Genomic DNA, 15,089 nt, shown 5'->3' on the forward strand with positions numbered 1-15,089 from the left:
TAAATTTATTGTAATGGAGATAAGACGAAATGATTGTTTTTCATGATATGTATCATAATGAAGTGAATTTATCGTTTACACCGGACCCCTTTTCCACTCATCCTAAACATGTTTGGGTTATTTGTCGATACGAGGACCAGTGGCTATTAACCAATCATTCTGAACGCGGGCTTGAGTTTCCTGGTGGAAAGGTAGAAGATGGTGAAACAGTGGAAGCTGCTGCTATACGAGAGGTAATGGAGGAAACAGGAGCAGAGGTTTCAGAACTCAAATATATTGGGCAATATAAGGTCGTTGGAAAAGGAAAAACCATAATTAAAAATATTTATTTTGCCGAAATTGAACGGCTTCTGGAGAAGAAGGATTATTTTGAAACAAAAGGTCCTGTTTTGTTAAAGGAAATTCCTTTGGATACGGTTAAGTCTGATCGTAATTATAGTTTTATCATGAAGGATGATGTCCTAACCCATAGCATCGACTATGTTGAAAATTACATAAAAACGAAGAAAGCTCTCTAGCTACCACTAGAAGAGCTTTTTACTCGGAGTCCTTTATTAGCTTTCTTTCAAGGAACTCGACGCCTTGGTACATAAGTGTCGCACAGATGGCGATTAATAATAAGCTTAGGAAGATCAATGTAAAATTGAACACCTGGAATCCATAGATAATCAAATAGCCTAAGCCTTGCTTTGAAACGAGAAATTCGCCAACAATGACCCCAACCCATGATAATCCAACATTTACTTTTAATGTGGAAATAATCGCTGGGAAAGATGATGGGAGTATCACATTGCGGAAAATTTGTTTCCGGTTGGCTCCAAATGTCAACAAGACTTTAATATAGTTATAATCCACTTCTTTAAACGAGGTGTATACGACAATCGTGGTGATAATGATGGAAATAATCGCCCCCATCGCAATGATTGAAATATAACCTGTTCCTAATGCCACAATTAAGATGGGGCCAAGCGCAACCTTTGGCATTGCATTGAGAACAACTAGATACGGATCAAGGATATTCGAAAGACGTTCAGACCACCATAATATCGCAGCAATCAATGCCCCTAAGACCGTTCCTAAAATAAAGCCAAGAACCGTTTCGAACAATGTAACCGCAAGATTATTGAACAATGTTCCATCATTGATTTTCTCTAAAAATAAAATCCAAATTTTTGATGGTCTACTAAAAATTAAAGGATCAATCCAATGATTACGACTCGCAATCTCCCATATTCCGAAAAAGACGATAAAAATCAAGATTTGATAGAAACGAACCAGTTTTTTCTCTTTTTTAATCGACTGTAAGTAATCTTTGTGCAGGTCTTTAATGCTCAGATTTTGTTTCAAGTTTATCTAACTCCTCCCATATTTGCTGAAAAATGTTCGAATACTCTGGGTGCTGTCTTACATCAAAAGGAGTCTCATTCCGTAAGTTTTCTGGGATATCAAATACTTTTGCAATTTGTCCTGGTCTTTTCGAAAGTAGATAAATTCGGTCACTCATGGCAATGGCTTCGCCGATATCATGCGTGACTAGGATGGCTGTTTTGCGATATTCCTTAAGTGTATCTGAAACGAGATCTTCTAATTTTAGTTTTGTTTGAAAGTCTAATGCGGAGAATGGTTCGTCGAGTAGAAGAATTTTTGGGTTTGTCGCAAGGGTTCGAACTAAAGCAGCCCTTTGTCTCATGCCCCCTGAAAGCTGTTTAGGGTACGCTTTTTCTACCCCTTTTAATCCAATTTCCTCTAGTAGGGCTAATGTGTTTTTTCTTGATTGTTCTGTTTCTTGATTCATGATTTGAAGCCCAACAAAAATGTTCTCCTCGATGGTTTTCCACGGAAACAAGTAGTCCTGCTGTAGCATATAACCAATATCGGACTTTGCTTTTTCAATCGTTTTTCGTTCTATCAAAACCTCTCCATATGTTGGTTTTAATAACCCAGCAATGATGGAGAGTAATGTTGTTTTACCACACCCACTAGGGCCGAGGAGGGAGATGAACTCCCCTTCCTCGATTGTGAGAGAAATGTCTTCGAGTGCGGTCGTTGTAGAATCCTTTGTAAAATAAACATGGTGTATATCTTTTACTGACAAAAAGCTCATAGTAACACTCCTATTTTGAAACTTTTTCTGCAATACTTGTGTTCACAAGTGTACTGTAGTCAATTCTCTTCGGTAATTCTCCAGCTTCATCCATGATGTCCTGTAAGTTATTCCAAGCTTCCTCTGAAAGAACAGGGGTTGTTGCGTAAGATCCTTGGTTCTTGTAACGTTCAATAGAGGTTGTGATTAAATCAAGTGGTGTGTCTGGGAAGAATTCCTGGACTGATTTTGCAATTTCTTCTGGGTTATGGGAGTCTACCCATTGCTGCGCCTTATAGACTGCACGTGTGAATTTTTCAACAGCATCACCGTTCTCATCAATAAAGCTTTGCTTTGTCATAAACGATGTATATGGTACCTTGCCAGATTCTTCACCGAAGGAAGCAACAATATAGCCACGGCCTTCTTTTTCAAATAGACTAGCAGTTGGTTCAAATAATTGGACAAACTCACCTGTGCCTGAAGCAAAAGCACTAGAAATATTCGCGAAGTCAATGTTTTGGATTAGATTCAAATCACCTTGTGGGTCAATATCGTGCTTCTTTAATACAAATTCCCCAACCATTTGTGGCATTCCACCTTTACGTTGGCCAAGGAATGTACTATCTTTAATTTGGTCCCAGCTGAAGTTTTCAATATTTTCTCTTGCCACTAAAAAGGTGCCGTCCGTTTGAGTAAGGGCAGCAAAGTTAATTACGGGGTCTGTTGAGCCTTGTGCTTCCACATAAATGGATGTTTCAGAACCAACTAAGGCAACATCAGCACCACCAGAAATTAACGCAGTCATAGTTTTATCTCCACCTGGTACGGTTGTTAATTCAATCTCTAAGCCCTCTTCTTCAAAAAAGCCTTCTGTAATGGCCACATACTGAGGTGCATAAAACACTGAACGCGTTACCTCGGCAATTCGAATTTTTTGAACCGAGTCATTATTACAAGCGGCTAATGGAATAATAAGCAGTAATGCAAAAAGGCTGGCAAAAAAACGACGCATGTACTCATTCCTCCTTGACAGTTAATCTGTCTTCTTTAGTCATTTCTAAGATAGATTATGAAACGTGACAAAAATGTGTGAATGCCTATTTTTCTTTTTAATTAGAAGGGTTTTTAAAAGTTTTTCGAAAATAATGTTGTAGAGAGGAAGGATAAAATGGTAGATGGCACAATTATCGAAAAGCAAAGATTTCCGTCTCCTAATCCGGCAATCAATCTTTATTTAATTACATATATGAGCAAAGGGTTAAAAATTAAAGGATATCTTGCTGAGCCAAAGGAGGAAGGAGTTTATGACGGATTCTTATATTTGCGCGGTGGTATAAAAAATGTAGGAAAGGTTCGAATTGGTCGGATCATCCAATTTGCCTCGGAGGGCTTTGTGGTAATGGCACCATTTTATCGGGGTAATCAAGGGGGAGAGGGGCACGAGGATTTTGGCGGACATGACAGATATGATGCGTTCTCTGCGGTTAAGGTGTTGGAGGAACATGAAAAAGTGAATCCAACTCGGATCCATGTCTTTGGTTTCTCACGTGGAGGAGTGATGGCCCTTCTTACAGCTATTTATCAACCTAATGTTTGTTCGGTCGTCACATGGGCAGGAGTAAGTGATTTAAGCTTAACCTATGTGGAGCGCAATGATATGCGGAGGATGCTAAAGCGGGTCATCGGAGGAACGCCGACAAAATATCCGGAACGATATAAATGGAGAACCCCTTTATATGAAATTGAAAAGCTTGAAGCCCCTTTACTCATTATTCATGGTGAAAAAGATGATAATGTATCTGTCGAACATGCCTATCGCCTAGAAAAAAGAGTTAGAGAACTAGGAAAAGAAGTAGAAAGCTGGTATTTTCCACACTACACACATTTTTTTCCACCACATGAAAATCGGGAAACAGTGAGAAGGTTAACAGAATGGATGAAAACACGGGAGTCGAATACAAAAAAGCTCGAGGTTTGATTTTTCTCGAGCTTTTTTGCTTTATGCAGTTTATATTCTTGGTCCGCCCAAAAATTCAATATCGTTTGAAACATTGGAGAACTTTTTGAAGTTTTCTTTGAATTTTACAGCTAATTCTTTTGCTTTTACATAGTACGTACTTTGGTCAGCCCATGTTTTTGCAGGCTGAAGCACATCATCAGGAACGCCTGGAATGTGAATTGGGATCTCTAAGCCGAAAATATCATTTTTCACTGTTTCTGCATGAGTAAGTTCACCTTCTAAAGCCGCTTGAACCATTGCACGCGTATATGACAGCTTCATACGGCTTCCTACGCCATACTCTCCACCAGTCCACCCAGTATTCACTAAGAATACTTGAACATTGTGCTCATCAATCTTTCTACCTAGCATTTCTGCATACTCTGTTGCAGCAAGTGGAAGGAAAGGTGAGCCAAAGCAAGTTGAGAATGTTGCTTCTGGAGCTGTAACTCCACGTTCTGTTCCTGCAAGCTTACTTGTGTACCCACTTAAGAAATGGTACATGGCTTGTTCTTTGGTTAGCTTACTAATTGGAGGTAATACACCGAAAGCATCCGCCGTAAGGAACACGATTGTATTAGGATGACCTGCAATACTAGGTACAATAATATTATCAATATTATCAATTTGATATGCTGCTCTCGTATTCTCAGTCAATGAATTGTCATCATAATTTGCAATTCTTGATTCTTCATCCACTATCACGTTTTCTAAAACGGAGCCAAAGCGAATGGCATCAAAAATTTGTGGCTCCTTCTCTCGTGAAAGATTAATACATTTAGCATAGCAGCCACCTTCTATATTAAACACGCCAGAGCTAGCCCAACCGTGCTCGTCATCTCCGATAAGACGACGTTTTGGATCTGCAGAAAGAGTTGTTTTTCCTGTTCCAGATAGACCAAAGAAAAGGGCAACATCTCCTTCTTGACCTACATTAGCGGAGCAGTGCATGGAAAGAATATTTTGCTCAGGCAATACATAGTTCATCACAGAGAAAATTGATTTTTTAATTTCACCAGCATACTCAGTTCCTCCTATTAAAACTGTTCGTTTTTCGAAGGAAATAATGATGAATGTTTCAGAGCGTGTGCCATCAATTTTAGGGTCTGCTTTGAAATTTGGTGCACTAATAACAGTGAATTCAGGTTGATGTGTTTTTAAATCCGCTTCGGTTGGTCGAACAAACATTTGTTGAGAAAATAAATTATGCCACGCGTATTCGTTAATTACTTGGATTGGCATACGCACTTTTTTATCGGCACCTGCATACCCATTGAATACATAAATTTCATCTTTTTCTTTCAGATATGAAAGGACCTTTGTGTAAAGGTTTTCAAATACAGCCTCAGAGATAGGTTTGTTCACCTTACCCCAATCAATTCTATCCTTCGTAGATGCTTCTTCTACGATGTATTTGTCTTCTGGTGATCTTCCTGTGTATTTACCGGTTGTTGCACAAACAGCCCCAGTCGAAGTAAGGATTCCCTCTTGTCTAGCGAGTACTTTTTCAACTAAAATAGGAACAGATAGGTTACGAAGTGCGCTTTTTCCATTCACTAATTCTAATAGCTGCTCATTTGAAACTTCAACTGAATTCATGTAAAACCATCCTTTATCATTTTTTATATTTTTCATATAATCTAAAATTTACAATTAGTATAACACATTAATAAAAATAGTCTATACTATTTAACGTATTTTACGTAACGTATCTTCAAAAAGTGCGTACAGATTCTAAAATAGTCCTTTTTAATCTGCTTGTTTTCGAAATTTGTCTGTTTCGTGAAAAAGTGTGGCCCACTTCGGTATAAAATTTTTCGAATTTAGGTTGACATGAAATGGATGACTACGTTATGATAATTCATTGAACGGATACTCTCTTATCCCGAGCTGGCGGAGGGACAGGCCCAATGAAACCCGGCAACCATCACTTTTCTAACATATCAAATGAGCTTTAGTGTAACCTATATTTATGTAGGTCTACCAATGATAAAAGTGATAAGGTGCTAACCTGAGCAAGGCATGACCTTGATCGATAAGAGTGAAAGGCGAGATAGATGATAATACCTTTCCTCAAATAAGTAGGGAAGGTTTTTTATTTCTTTAATGAGAACCATTATGGTTTATCCATGTTACTTTAAGCGTTTTATTTGTGTTCACCACAGATAACTAGTCGACATATGCTGTATTACTGTTTGTTAATGTAGGATAGAAAATCGTGAAGGTAACAATACTAAGGGAATGAGTACCGTATCAATGAATGTCAGAATTTGAGTATAATTGAATTCTGAATCCGAAAAAGGAGGAAGCGTTTGTGACAACTAGACGCCGTTTATTTACTTCTGAGTCTGTTACGGAAGGACATCCAGATAAAATCTGTGACCAAATTTCAGATTCTATTTTAGATGCCATCTTAGCAAATGATGCAAATGCACGCGTAGCGTGTGAAACTTCTGTTACAACAGGTCTTGTACTTGTTGCGGGAGAAATTACAACCTCTACATATGTAGATATCCCAAAGATTGTCCGTGAAACGATTAAAGAGATTGGTTATACTCGTGCAAAATACGGATTTGACTACGAAACTTGTGCTGTATTAACATCAATTGATGAGCAATCTCCGGACATTGCGATGGGGGTTGACCAAGCTTTAGAAGCTCGTGAAGGTCAAATGACAGACGAGCAAATCGAAGCAATTGGTGCAGGGGACCAAGGCTTAATGTTCGGCTATGCTTGTAATGAAACAAAAGAACTTATGCCTCTACCTATTTCATTAGCTCACAAGCTATCACGTCGATTAACGAAAGTTCGTAAAGATGAGATTCTTCCATATTTACGTCCGGATGGAAAAACGCAGGTTACAGTAGAGTATGATGAGAACAATAATCCTGTCCGTATCGACACAATTGTTATTTCAACTCAGCACCATCCAGAAATTTCATTAGAACAAATTCAACGAAATCTAAAAGAACATGTAATCAATCCAGTTGTTCCAAGTGAACTAATTGATGAAAATACTAAATATTTTATTAACCCAACTGGCCGATTTGTAATTGGTGGTCCACAAGGAGATGCTGGTTTAACTGGCCGTAAAATCATTGTTGATACGTACGGTGGTTATGCACGCCATGGCGGTGGCGCATTCTCTGGTAAGGATCCAACTAAGGTTGACCGTTCTGCTGCCTATGCTGCTCGTTATGTTGCGAAAAACCTCGTGGCAGCTGGATTAGCTGATAAATGTGAAGTACAGCTTGCATACGCAATCGGTGTTGCCCAGCCAGTTTCTATTTCTGTTGACACTTTTGGTACTGGAACAGTATCTGAGGATGTACTTGTAGATTTAGTTCGTAACAATTTTGATTTACGTCCCGCTGGAATTATTAATATGTTGGATCTTCGTCGTCCAATTTATAAGCAAACTGCTGCATATGGTCACTTTGGTAGAAACGATCTTGATTTACCATGGGAGCGTACTGACAAAGCAGAAGCACTTAAAGCACAAGCTACAAAATAAGGTAGAAAAAGCTCGCTAATCATGGCGAGCTTTTTGTTCGTACTTAGTTTTCAGTGTCTAGCTCATGGCGCCATCTGCTCGAGGTCACAAGCCAATCGCTTCTGAAGGGATAAAGCGTCTTCTGTCAGCGCTCGGCTAGTGCTTGTCGCCGATAGTCAGGCGTCCTGAGCTTTTAGCTTTTCTTTTTGTAATTGTTTATAATGCTGTCCTTTTTCCACATATTCACGGCGAATTCTGGCCATATCTTTTTTATCATCTTCATTAAGCTCACGGATGACCTTAGCTGGTCTCCCGAAAGCAAGAGTGTTCGGCGGAATCTTTTTACCCTGAGGTACAAGGCTTCCAGCACCAATAAAAGCACCTTCACCAATTTCAGCACCATCAAGAATGATCGACCCCATCCCGATTAAGGCATTTTTACGAATTATTGAGCTATGTAGGATAACCTGATGTCCAATTGTAACATCATCTTCAACTATCAAAGGATTGTTTGGACTTTGATGCAGGGTCGAATTGTCCTGGATGCTCACCCTTTTTCCGATAATTGTCGGTGCCACATCGCCTCGAATCACTGTATTAAACCAAATATTTGTTTCCTCGCCGATTTTTACGTCACCCGTAACTGTAGCATAGTCTGCAATGAATACAGAGTCTGCAATTTCAGGATATTTCCCTTTGTATGGATAAATCATAATAGGTACATCCTTTCCTATTTGTTTGAAATTCGATGGAAAATCATATAAGGTAAGTGTAACAACTTTCACAAGTATCGTAAATCTACATATATTCAATGTTTTTATAATAGGGGTGATATCTATGGTACCAACACAACCAATTAGCTTAATGAAGAAAGTGTATCGTGAGGTATTTCCAATTGTACATCGTGAATTAGCGGTTTGGAAAAAGAAGGCTGAGGAGATTCCAAACAAAGAGCTTCGGAAGCAGGCATTAGCTAGTATTCATACAAAAACGTTTCACTGTGAGGGTGGCTCTATCCTTGCCTTATTATCAGAAGGAAAAATGGAGGAATGCATCCGTTTTATTGTTGCGTATCAAACAATTAGTGACTATTTAGATAATCTTTGTGATCGCAGTACCTCATTAGACCCTGTCGATTTTCGTTCGCTTCATGATTCCATGCCAGATGCATTACGACCAGGGCAACCAACGAAAAATTATTATCAATATCGTGATGAACAGGATGATGGTGGTTACTTAGAGAGTCTAGTTACAACATGTCAGGAAGTTCTTCAAAACATCAACCATTATGATAAAATAGCTGATTATTTACAGGAGTTAGCAAGCTATTACTGTGATCTGCAAATACATAAGCATGTAAAAGTAGAAGAACGAGTACCAAGGCTTGAGACTTGGTTTAAAAGCCACAAGGACCATCTGCCAAGCATGGAATGGTATGAATTTTCTGCCTGTTCAGGTTCAACATTAGGCATCTTTTGTTTAGTTGCCTATTCGTTTCATGAGGAATTCAAAGCAGAAATTGCGATGAAAGTTCGAAATGGGTATTTTCCGTATATACAAGGTCTCCATATCCTTCTTGATTATTTCATCGATCAAGAAGAGGACCGACAAGGTGGGGATTTGAATTTCTGTTTTTACTATCCGCATGAAAACGATCTAGTGGATCGCTTTAAGCATTTTATTTTTGAAGCTGATAAGCATACTGCTGGACTGCCAAATGAAAAATTCCATCGAATGATAAATCGTGGATTATTAGGTCTCTATTTATCAGATGAAAAGGTTCGAACCCAGCGTAGTGTTTTGAAAATTGCAAAGAAAATGATTAGACTTGGTGGGAAGACATCCTATTTCTTTTATGTGAATGGGCGGGCTTATCGCAGATTTCAGCATGTATTTGGATAAGAAAAAGATAGAGCGGGGTGCTCTATCTTTTTTCAATGGCAATTATAAAAGGAGGATTGTTGATTTGATTCATAAATCGGTACATTAAAACGTGGGCACGATTTTGGTCAAGTGTTGTACAATACTCTAACAGTCGATCTCGTTCGACTGCCCCTTCTTCATGTCCATGATACACTACAAGGACAATAACACCCTCAGGCTTCATAAGAGATAGTAATTGTTCAATCGCTTCAATTGTGGAATCAGGCTTGGTGACAATTTCCTTATTTCCACCAGGTAGATATCCCAAATTAAAGACGGCACCCGCAATTTTGCCATGGGCTTCCGTAGGTATTGTTGTTAAAAGTTGATTATGGCTTCCGTGAATCAAACGAACACGATCAAATAACTCTCGCTCTTTCAGACGGGAAGTCGTACTTTCAATCGCTTCCTTTTGAATATCAAAGCCGAAAACATGTCCGGTTTCACCAACTAATGAAGCAAGCATTGCTGTGTCATGGCCATTTCCGATCGTTGCATCAACGGCATAATCACCTTCATTAATAGCTAATTTGAGTAAATTTCGGGCAAATGGTAGAATACGTTCTAATTTCATACACTTTCCGCAACCTTTTTGAAATATTTTCCTTGATAGCTGTCTCTAGTTTTTAGTTCGGCATCAATCGTATTTAGAACTTCCCATTTATTAACACTCCACATCGGACCTACCATTAAATCAATTGGACCATCCCCAGTGATACGGTGAACAATCATTTCAGGGGGTAAAATTTCAAGCTGGTCACAAACTAATTGTACATATTCATCAAATGAGAGAAATTCCAAGAGCCCTTTTTCAAATTGCTTTACCATCGGAGTACCTTTTAATAAATGCAGCAAATGAATTTTGATTCCTTGGACATCAAGTTTCGCAACTTGTCTTGCTGTTTCCATCATCATCACTGGCGTTTCCTGAGGAAGTCCATTAATGATATGGGAGCAGATACGAATATTGTGCTTGCGAAGCTTATTAACTCCATCGACATAACACTGAAAGTCATGAGCACGATTGATAAGTTGAGCTGTTTTTTCATGAACGGTCTGCAAGCCAAGCTCAACCCAAAGATAGGTTCGTTCATTCAGCTCTGCTAAATATTCGACTACATCATCTGGTAGACAATCAGGTCTTGTTGCTATCGAAATGCCGACAACTCCTTCTTGCTTTAAAACGGGCTCGAATCGTTCGCGCAATACCTCTACAGGTGCGTGTGTATTAGTGAAGGCTTGAAAATACGCCATGTATTTGCCATCCTTCCATTTATCATGCATTTTATTTTTTATAGTATGGAACTGTGAGAGAATGTCATCAGCACGATTTCCGGCAAAATCACCAGATCCAGCTACACTACAAAAGGTACAGCCACCATGTGCAACCGTACCATCTCGATTAGGGCAGTCAAATCCTCCATCAATGGCGACTTTAAATACTTTATGTCCAAATGTATGACGTAAGTGATAATTCCATGTATGGTATCTTTTATTATCAGTTGAATATAAAAATGGGTTAACCTGAGGCATCTTTGCCCCTCCTAACTAAAAAAATTCCTATGTTAAAGTTTAACATGGAGACTTTTAAGAACTCAAATGGAAAAATTGAAAGATCAAAGACAAGGAATCACTTTCTGATGTCTTCGTCTTGTGCCCCACCTCGTGTGAGCCTCATGAATTGGTAATAACTTTTCTGAGAGAAGAAATCAAGGATGAACAAACTATAGATGAGAAAGCTTTTTCTCATTTTCGAATGTAGGAGGGGGAAGAATGGCTACTCGACAATCGGTAGAGCACTTTTTACAGCGTTGTGAAGATTCAATTCGAAATGCTCAAGAACAAATTACAACTGCAAGAAGACAGGAGCATTATAATACGACGGAATACACTAATGCTCAAATGCAATTAGAGGAAGTCACAAACGAATTAGCAAAGCTCGCTCAAAGTTGTAATGGTCAGCAACGTGATCAATTGCATCGCATGAGACTACAATTACAACAACTCCAAAATGATATGACTTTAGATGCAAATATCATTCAAGAGTATAAGATGTAGGGGATGAGGATATGAAAAAACGTTCAGATCAAAACAATCCTGAGCAAAAAACGAAAAATGGAATCAATAGCAATGATGTGGAATTCGGACAGGATTTTGATCCTGTTAAAAAATCAAAGCAAAAATACCAACAAAAAGGGCAACCCGTAAAATCAAAGCAGCGACCAGAATAAACATGAACCGACAAGTGAATTTTCGCTTGTCGGTTTTTTCGATGAAACGTGTCCATTTATCCGAATACTTTTTTAAATTGAATAAACATGTAGAAGAGAATAGAATTATTTTGGTATGAGATGAAAATGTAAAAAAAGGAGGTGCCCGTATGCCGAGAGCGCTTTGGTTGATCATCATTGGGATGATAATAAATGTGACTGGTTCATCTTTCTTATGGCCGTTAAACGCAATTTATATCCATGGAGAATTAGGAAAATCTTTATCTGTAGCAGGTCTTGTATTAATGGTGAATGCGGGTGCAACCGTTATTGGAAATTTAGTGGGAGGCGTCCTCTTTGATAAAATTGGCGGCTACAAGTCAATTTTAACAGGTATTTTGATATCGTTAGTGGCTTTGACAGGTCTTACCTTTTTCCATGGCTGGCCACATTATGTTATTTTCCTAACCATCATTGGGTTTGGCACAGGTATAGTGTTTCCAGCCATGTTTGCAATGGCAGGAGCAGTTTGGCCAGAGGGTGGAAGAAAGTCATTTAATGCCGTCTATATCGCGCAGAATCTTGGTGTAGCGATAGGTTCAGGTCTTGGTGGCTTTGTAGCTTCTTATTCATTTGATTATATTTTTATTGCAAATACATTCATGTATGTATTGTTCTTTCTAGTGGCATTATTCGGTTATCGTGGAATTTCCGCTGAAAAAGGAAAGCAATCAAGCATACTACAACAATCCAAAACAGTAAAAAATCGCTCGAAATTAACTGCATTGTTAATTCTTTGTATTGGCTATGTATTATGTTGGGTGGCATATGTACAATGGATGGCTACAATTTCAAGCTATACACAGGAAATTGGAATCACATTAAAACAATATAGTCTATTATGGACAGTCAATGGTGGGTTAATTGTTCTCGGACAGCCATTACTGAACTTGGCGGTAAAATCATTTGCAAAATCTTTGAAAAAGCAAATTATCATTGGAATTCTAATTTTTATTTGTTCTTTTCTTATTGTTTCAACAGCCGGTTCATTTAGCGGATTTTTAGTAGCTATGATTATTTTAACGTTTGGTGAAATGTTTGTATGGCCAGCTGTTCCAACGATTGCAAATGACCTTGCACCAAAAGGAAGAGAAGGCTTTTATCAAGGGATTGTAAATAGTACTGCAACTGGCGGCAGGATGATTGGACCTGTCCTCGGTGGATTGCTCGTTGATTTATGGGGAATGAGCATGTTGTTTACGATCCTGGCTGTATTATTAATCGTTTCGATTTTTACAACTGCTATTTATGACAAAAAACTTAAAGAAAAAAGCAATGTTGTACTAAGTGCGAAGGCCTGATACATAGATTATGTATCGGGTCTTTTTTTTATCTTCTACATGAAACAAAGTTCGGCTCCTTTGAAGGAATATTCTGACTCCCGTCGAATGTATTTTTAATAGAGGATCTAAAAGGGGAGGCTAGGCGTGATTAATCAAAGTATTTCACAAGAATTAAAACATACCCTTAATCTGCTTGAGCAAAAAGAAAAAGAGGTAGAACAATTAAAGGAAATAATAGAACTGTTATATGACGGGGTTATCATGATTGATAGACAGGGAATAATCACAATGATGAATCAAACTTATGGTGAGTTCCTCGGTGTTAAAGTTGAAGAGGTGATTGGCAAGCACGTCAAAGAAGTAATTGAAAATACACGTATGCACGTTGTTGTGGAAACGGGACAATCAGAAATTGGCTCATTTATGATTGTAAAGGATAAAAGTATTATTGTCATGCGTACCCCTATTTGGAAAGACGGGAAGGTTGTTGGGGCGATAGGCAAGGTTTTATATACGGATATTAACGAGTTGAAATCTTTGGTTCAGCGCCTAAATGTAGTTGATAGTAAGCTGGACTTTGATAAACCGGAATTGAAAAAAGTGCAGGGATCCAAATATTCGTTTGACCAGATTATAGGCGAGCATGAGCGAATGAAAGAAGTAAAGGATTTAGCGTTGAATGTGGCCACTAGTCGCTCAACGGTATTGATTCGAGGAGAAAGTGGAACAGGCAAGGAATTGTTTGCACATTCAATTCATGAAGCAAGTATCCGTTCTGAGGGACCGCTTATATGCCTTAATTGCGCTGCCATACCAGCAAATTTATTAGAATCTGAACTCTTTGGTTATGAGGAGGGTGCATTTTCAGGAGCGAAAAAGGGCGGAAAACCTGGAAAGATTGAACAAGCCCAAGGTGGAACGTTATTTCTAGATGAAGTCGGCGATATGCCTCTCGATATGCAGGTAAAGCTATTACGAGTCTTACAGGAAAAAGAAGTTGAAAGAATTGGCGGCAGTCAGACTAAACAAATTGATATTAGGTTAATTTCAGCAACAAATCGTCCCCTAGAAGAATTGGTTAAAAAAGGGGAGTTTCGAGAAGACCTTTATTACCGCCTAAATGTGATTCAAATCATGATTCCACCCTTGAGGGAGCGAGGCAAAGATATCATTACTACAGCTCATCTAATTTTGGGTCAATTAAATAATGAGCTCGGTAAAAGCATAAGTGGCTTTCACCCAAATGTAGAAAATTTATTTCGTCGTTATAAGTGGACGGGTAACGTGAGAGAAATGCAAAATGTCATCGAGCGTGCTCTTCATATCGCAGATAATGGTCCGGAAATCTGTTTAGAACACCTTCCCCCTTATTTATTAGATCATGTTGAAAGGCAAACAGATGATTCGTCCTTCTCCTTCTCTCTTGAAGAAGAGGTGGAAAGGGCCGAAAAAGCGGCAATCACCCGGGCATTAAAGACTAGTGAAGGGAATCGGTCTGAAGCGGCAGAAATGCTTGGCATACATAGAGCTAGCTTATATCGAAAGATGGAGAAATATGGTTTGTTAAATCTGTAATAAGTGTTGCAATATTGAGACGTGTCGCATTATTGAGACAAAGTGTAAGCGCTTGCTTTAAATGCCATATTTTTAAAAAAACGTTGCAGTTTTGCAACGTTATTTTTATCAATTTTCAATATTTTTAGAATTGAACACCAAACCTAATGAAAAATATAGAACCAAGTGATAAATAAAAAATAAAGAAATGGGCATTTACAAGGTGTTCAGAGATCCTACCAAAAAGTTGGCACAAATTTTGCATTATTAATAGATAGGTTGAAAAAGTATTAACTTTATTCAGCAGAAGTCCCCTACTTCTATAAATGGGGATGGATGAAAAAAGAGTCTACAATTCAATTTGGGTTCAAAATTAGACTGAATAAAGTTAATGCCTTAATGCCTTAATGCCTCCGGCGGATGCCGGATTTTCAAATGAAACTTTTCTAGCAGTAAGATTAAAGACTAAAAACGCCACTTC

15 protein-coding genes and 1 riboswitch are annotated in these 15,089 nt (G+C 38.5%); of the genes, 8 read left to right on the top strand and 7 right to left on the bottom strand.

What is annotated here, in order from left to right:
- Positions 1 to 29 precede the first annotated feature (29 nt).
- Positions 30 to 518, top strand: coding sequence for an RNA deprotection pyrophosphohydrolase (gene ytkD, locus V7097_RS22490; RefSeq protein WP_335705861.1), 489 nt, complete (start codon positions 30 to 32; stop codon positions 516 to 518).
- A 19-nt stretch (positions 519 to 537) separates the two neighbouring features.
- Here the strand turns inward: ytkD and V7097_RS22495 are convergent, their stop codons facing one another.
- Genes V7097_RS22495 through V7097_RS22505 form a run of 3 tightly spaced genes read right to left on the bottom strand, consistent with a single transcriptional unit; the run spans position 538 to position 3,098 of the window.
- The gene (locus V7097_RS22495) at positions 538 to 1,347 is read right to left on the bottom strand and encodes an ABC transporter permease (protein WP_335705862.1); all 810 of its coding nucleotides are present in this window, start codon (positions 1,345 to 1,347) and stop codon (positions 538 to 540) included.
- Entirely contained in the window at positions 1,325 to 2,104 is a 780-nt protein-coding gene (locus V7097_RS22500) for an ABC transporter ATP-binding protein (RefSeq protein ID WP_335705863.1), read from the bottom strand. Before V7097_RS22500 ends, V7097_RS22495 begins: the two co-directional genes overlap by 23 nt.
- A gap of 10 nt (positions 2,105 to 2,114) precedes the next feature.
- Positions 2,115 to 3,098 (bottom strand): ABC transporter substrate-binding protein, encoded by a 984-nt coding sequence (locus V7097_RS22505; protein ID WP_335705864.1) that lies wholly within the window; start codon positions 3,096 to 3,098, stop codon positions 2,115 to 2,117.
- 156 nt (positions 3,099 to 3,254) lie between these two features.
- Here V7097_RS22505 and V7097_RS22510 point away from each other — a divergent pair, with 156 nt between their 5' ends.
- A complete protein-coding gene (locus V7097_RS22510) occupies positions 3,255 to 4,064 on the top strand; it encodes an alpha/beta hydrolase family protein (RefSeq protein ID WP_335705866.1) in 810 nt (269 codons plus the stop codon).
- Between the two features lie 30 nt (positions 4,065 to 4,094).
- Here the strand turns inward: V7097_RS22510 and pckA are convergent, their stop codons facing one another.
- The gene (gene pckA / locus V7097_RS22515; protein ID WP_335705867.1) at positions 4,095 to 5,684 is read right to left on the bottom strand and encodes a phosphoenolpyruvate carboxykinase (ATP); all 1,590 of its coding nucleotides are present in this window, start codon (positions 5,682 to 5,684) and stop codon (positions 4,095 to 4,097) included.
- 278 nt (positions 5,685 to 5,962) lie between these two features.
- Positions 5,963 to 6,127: riboswitch (SAM riboswitch) on the top strand.
- A 272-nt stretch (positions 6,128 to 6,399) separates the two neighbouring features.
- On the opposite strand from pckA, the gene metK reads away from it, so the two are divergent.
- Complete coding sequence (gene metK / locus V7097_RS22520; protein WP_335705868.1) at positions 6,400 to 7,599, top strand: methionine adenosyltransferase; 1,200 nt, start codon at positions 6,400 to 6,402, stop codon at positions 7,597 to 7,599.
- 155 nt (positions 7,600 to 7,754) lie between these two features.
- On the opposite strand, the gene V7097_RS22525 is transcribed toward metK, so the two are convergent.
- A complete protein-coding gene (locus V7097_RS22525) occupies positions 7,755 to 8,291 on the bottom strand; it encodes a gamma carbonic anhydrase (protein WP_335705869.1) in 537 nt (178 codons plus the stop codon).
- 124 nt (positions 8,292 to 8,415) lie between these two features.
- On the opposite strand from V7097_RS22525, the gene V7097_RS22530 reads away from it, so the two are divergent.
- The gene (locus tag V7097_RS22530; protein WP_335705870.1) at positions 8,416 to 9,480 is read left to right on the top strand and encodes a tetraprenyl-beta-curcumene synthase family protein; all 1,065 of its coding nucleotides are present in this window, start codon (positions 8,416 to 8,418) and stop codon (positions 9,478 to 9,480) included.
- A 22-nt stretch (positions 9,481 to 9,502) separates the two neighbouring features.
- Here the strand turns inward: V7097_RS22530 and V7097_RS22535 are convergent, their stop codons facing one another.
- Together V7097_RS22535 and V7097_RS22540 are read right to left on the bottom strand one after the other, a co-directional pair.
- Positions 9,503 to 10,075 (bottom strand): class I SAM-dependent methyltransferase, encoded by a 573-nt coding sequence (locus V7097_RS22535; protein ID WP_335705871.1) that lies wholly within the window; start codon positions 10,073 to 10,075, stop codon positions 9,503 to 9,505.
- Complete coding sequence (locus tag V7097_RS22540) at positions 10,072 to 11,034, bottom strand: TIGR01212 family radical SAM protein (protein WP_335705872.1); 963 nt, start codon at positions 11,032 to 11,034, stop codon at positions 10,072 to 10,074. Before V7097_RS22540 ends, V7097_RS22535 begins: the two co-directional genes overlap by 4 nt.
- Positions 11,035 to 11,274: 240 nt before the next feature.
- Between V7097_RS22540 and V7097_RS22545 the strand changes: the two genes are divergently transcribed.
- The 4 genes from V7097_RS22545 to V7097_RS22560 all read left to right on the top strand — a co-directional run bounded on the left by V7097_RS22545 (position 11,275) and on the right by V7097_RS22560 (position 14,629).
- Complete coding sequence (locus V7097_RS22545) at positions 11,275 to 11,559, top strand: YtzC family protein (protein ID WP_335705873.1); 285 nt, start codon at positions 11,275 to 11,277, stop codon at positions 11,557 to 11,559.
- A gap of 11 nt (positions 11,560 to 11,570) precedes the next feature.
- On the top strand, positions 11,571 to 11,732 hold the full coding sequence (locus tag V7097_RS22550) for a glycogen biosynthesis protein GlgD (RefSeq protein ID WP_335705874.1): 162 nt from the start codon (positions 11,571 to 11,573) through the stop codon (positions 11,730 to 11,732).
- A 149-nt stretch (positions 11,733 to 11,881) separates the two neighbouring features.
- The gene (locus tag V7097_RS22555) at positions 11,882 to 13,072 is read left to right on the top strand and encodes an MDR family MFS transporter (protein ID WP_335705875.1); all 1,191 of its coding nucleotides are present in this window, start codon (positions 11,882 to 11,884) and stop codon (positions 13,070 to 13,072) included.
- Positions 13,073 to 13,198: 126 nt separating this feature from the next.
- Positions 13,199 to 14,629 carry a sigma-54 interaction domain-containing protein gene (locus tag V7097_RS22560; RefSeq protein WP_335705876.1) on the top strand — a complete coding sequence of 477 codons (1,431 nt, stop codon included), beginning with the start codon at positions 13,199 to 13,201 and terminating at the stop codon, positions 14,627 to 14,629.
- The last annotated feature ends 460 nt before the right edge of the window (positions 14,630 to 15,089 follow it).

Source organism: Bacillus sp. JJ1562 (assembly GCF_036962705.1).
GTDB lineage: Bacteria > Bacillota > Bacilli > Bacillales > Bacillaceae_L > Ferdinandcohnia.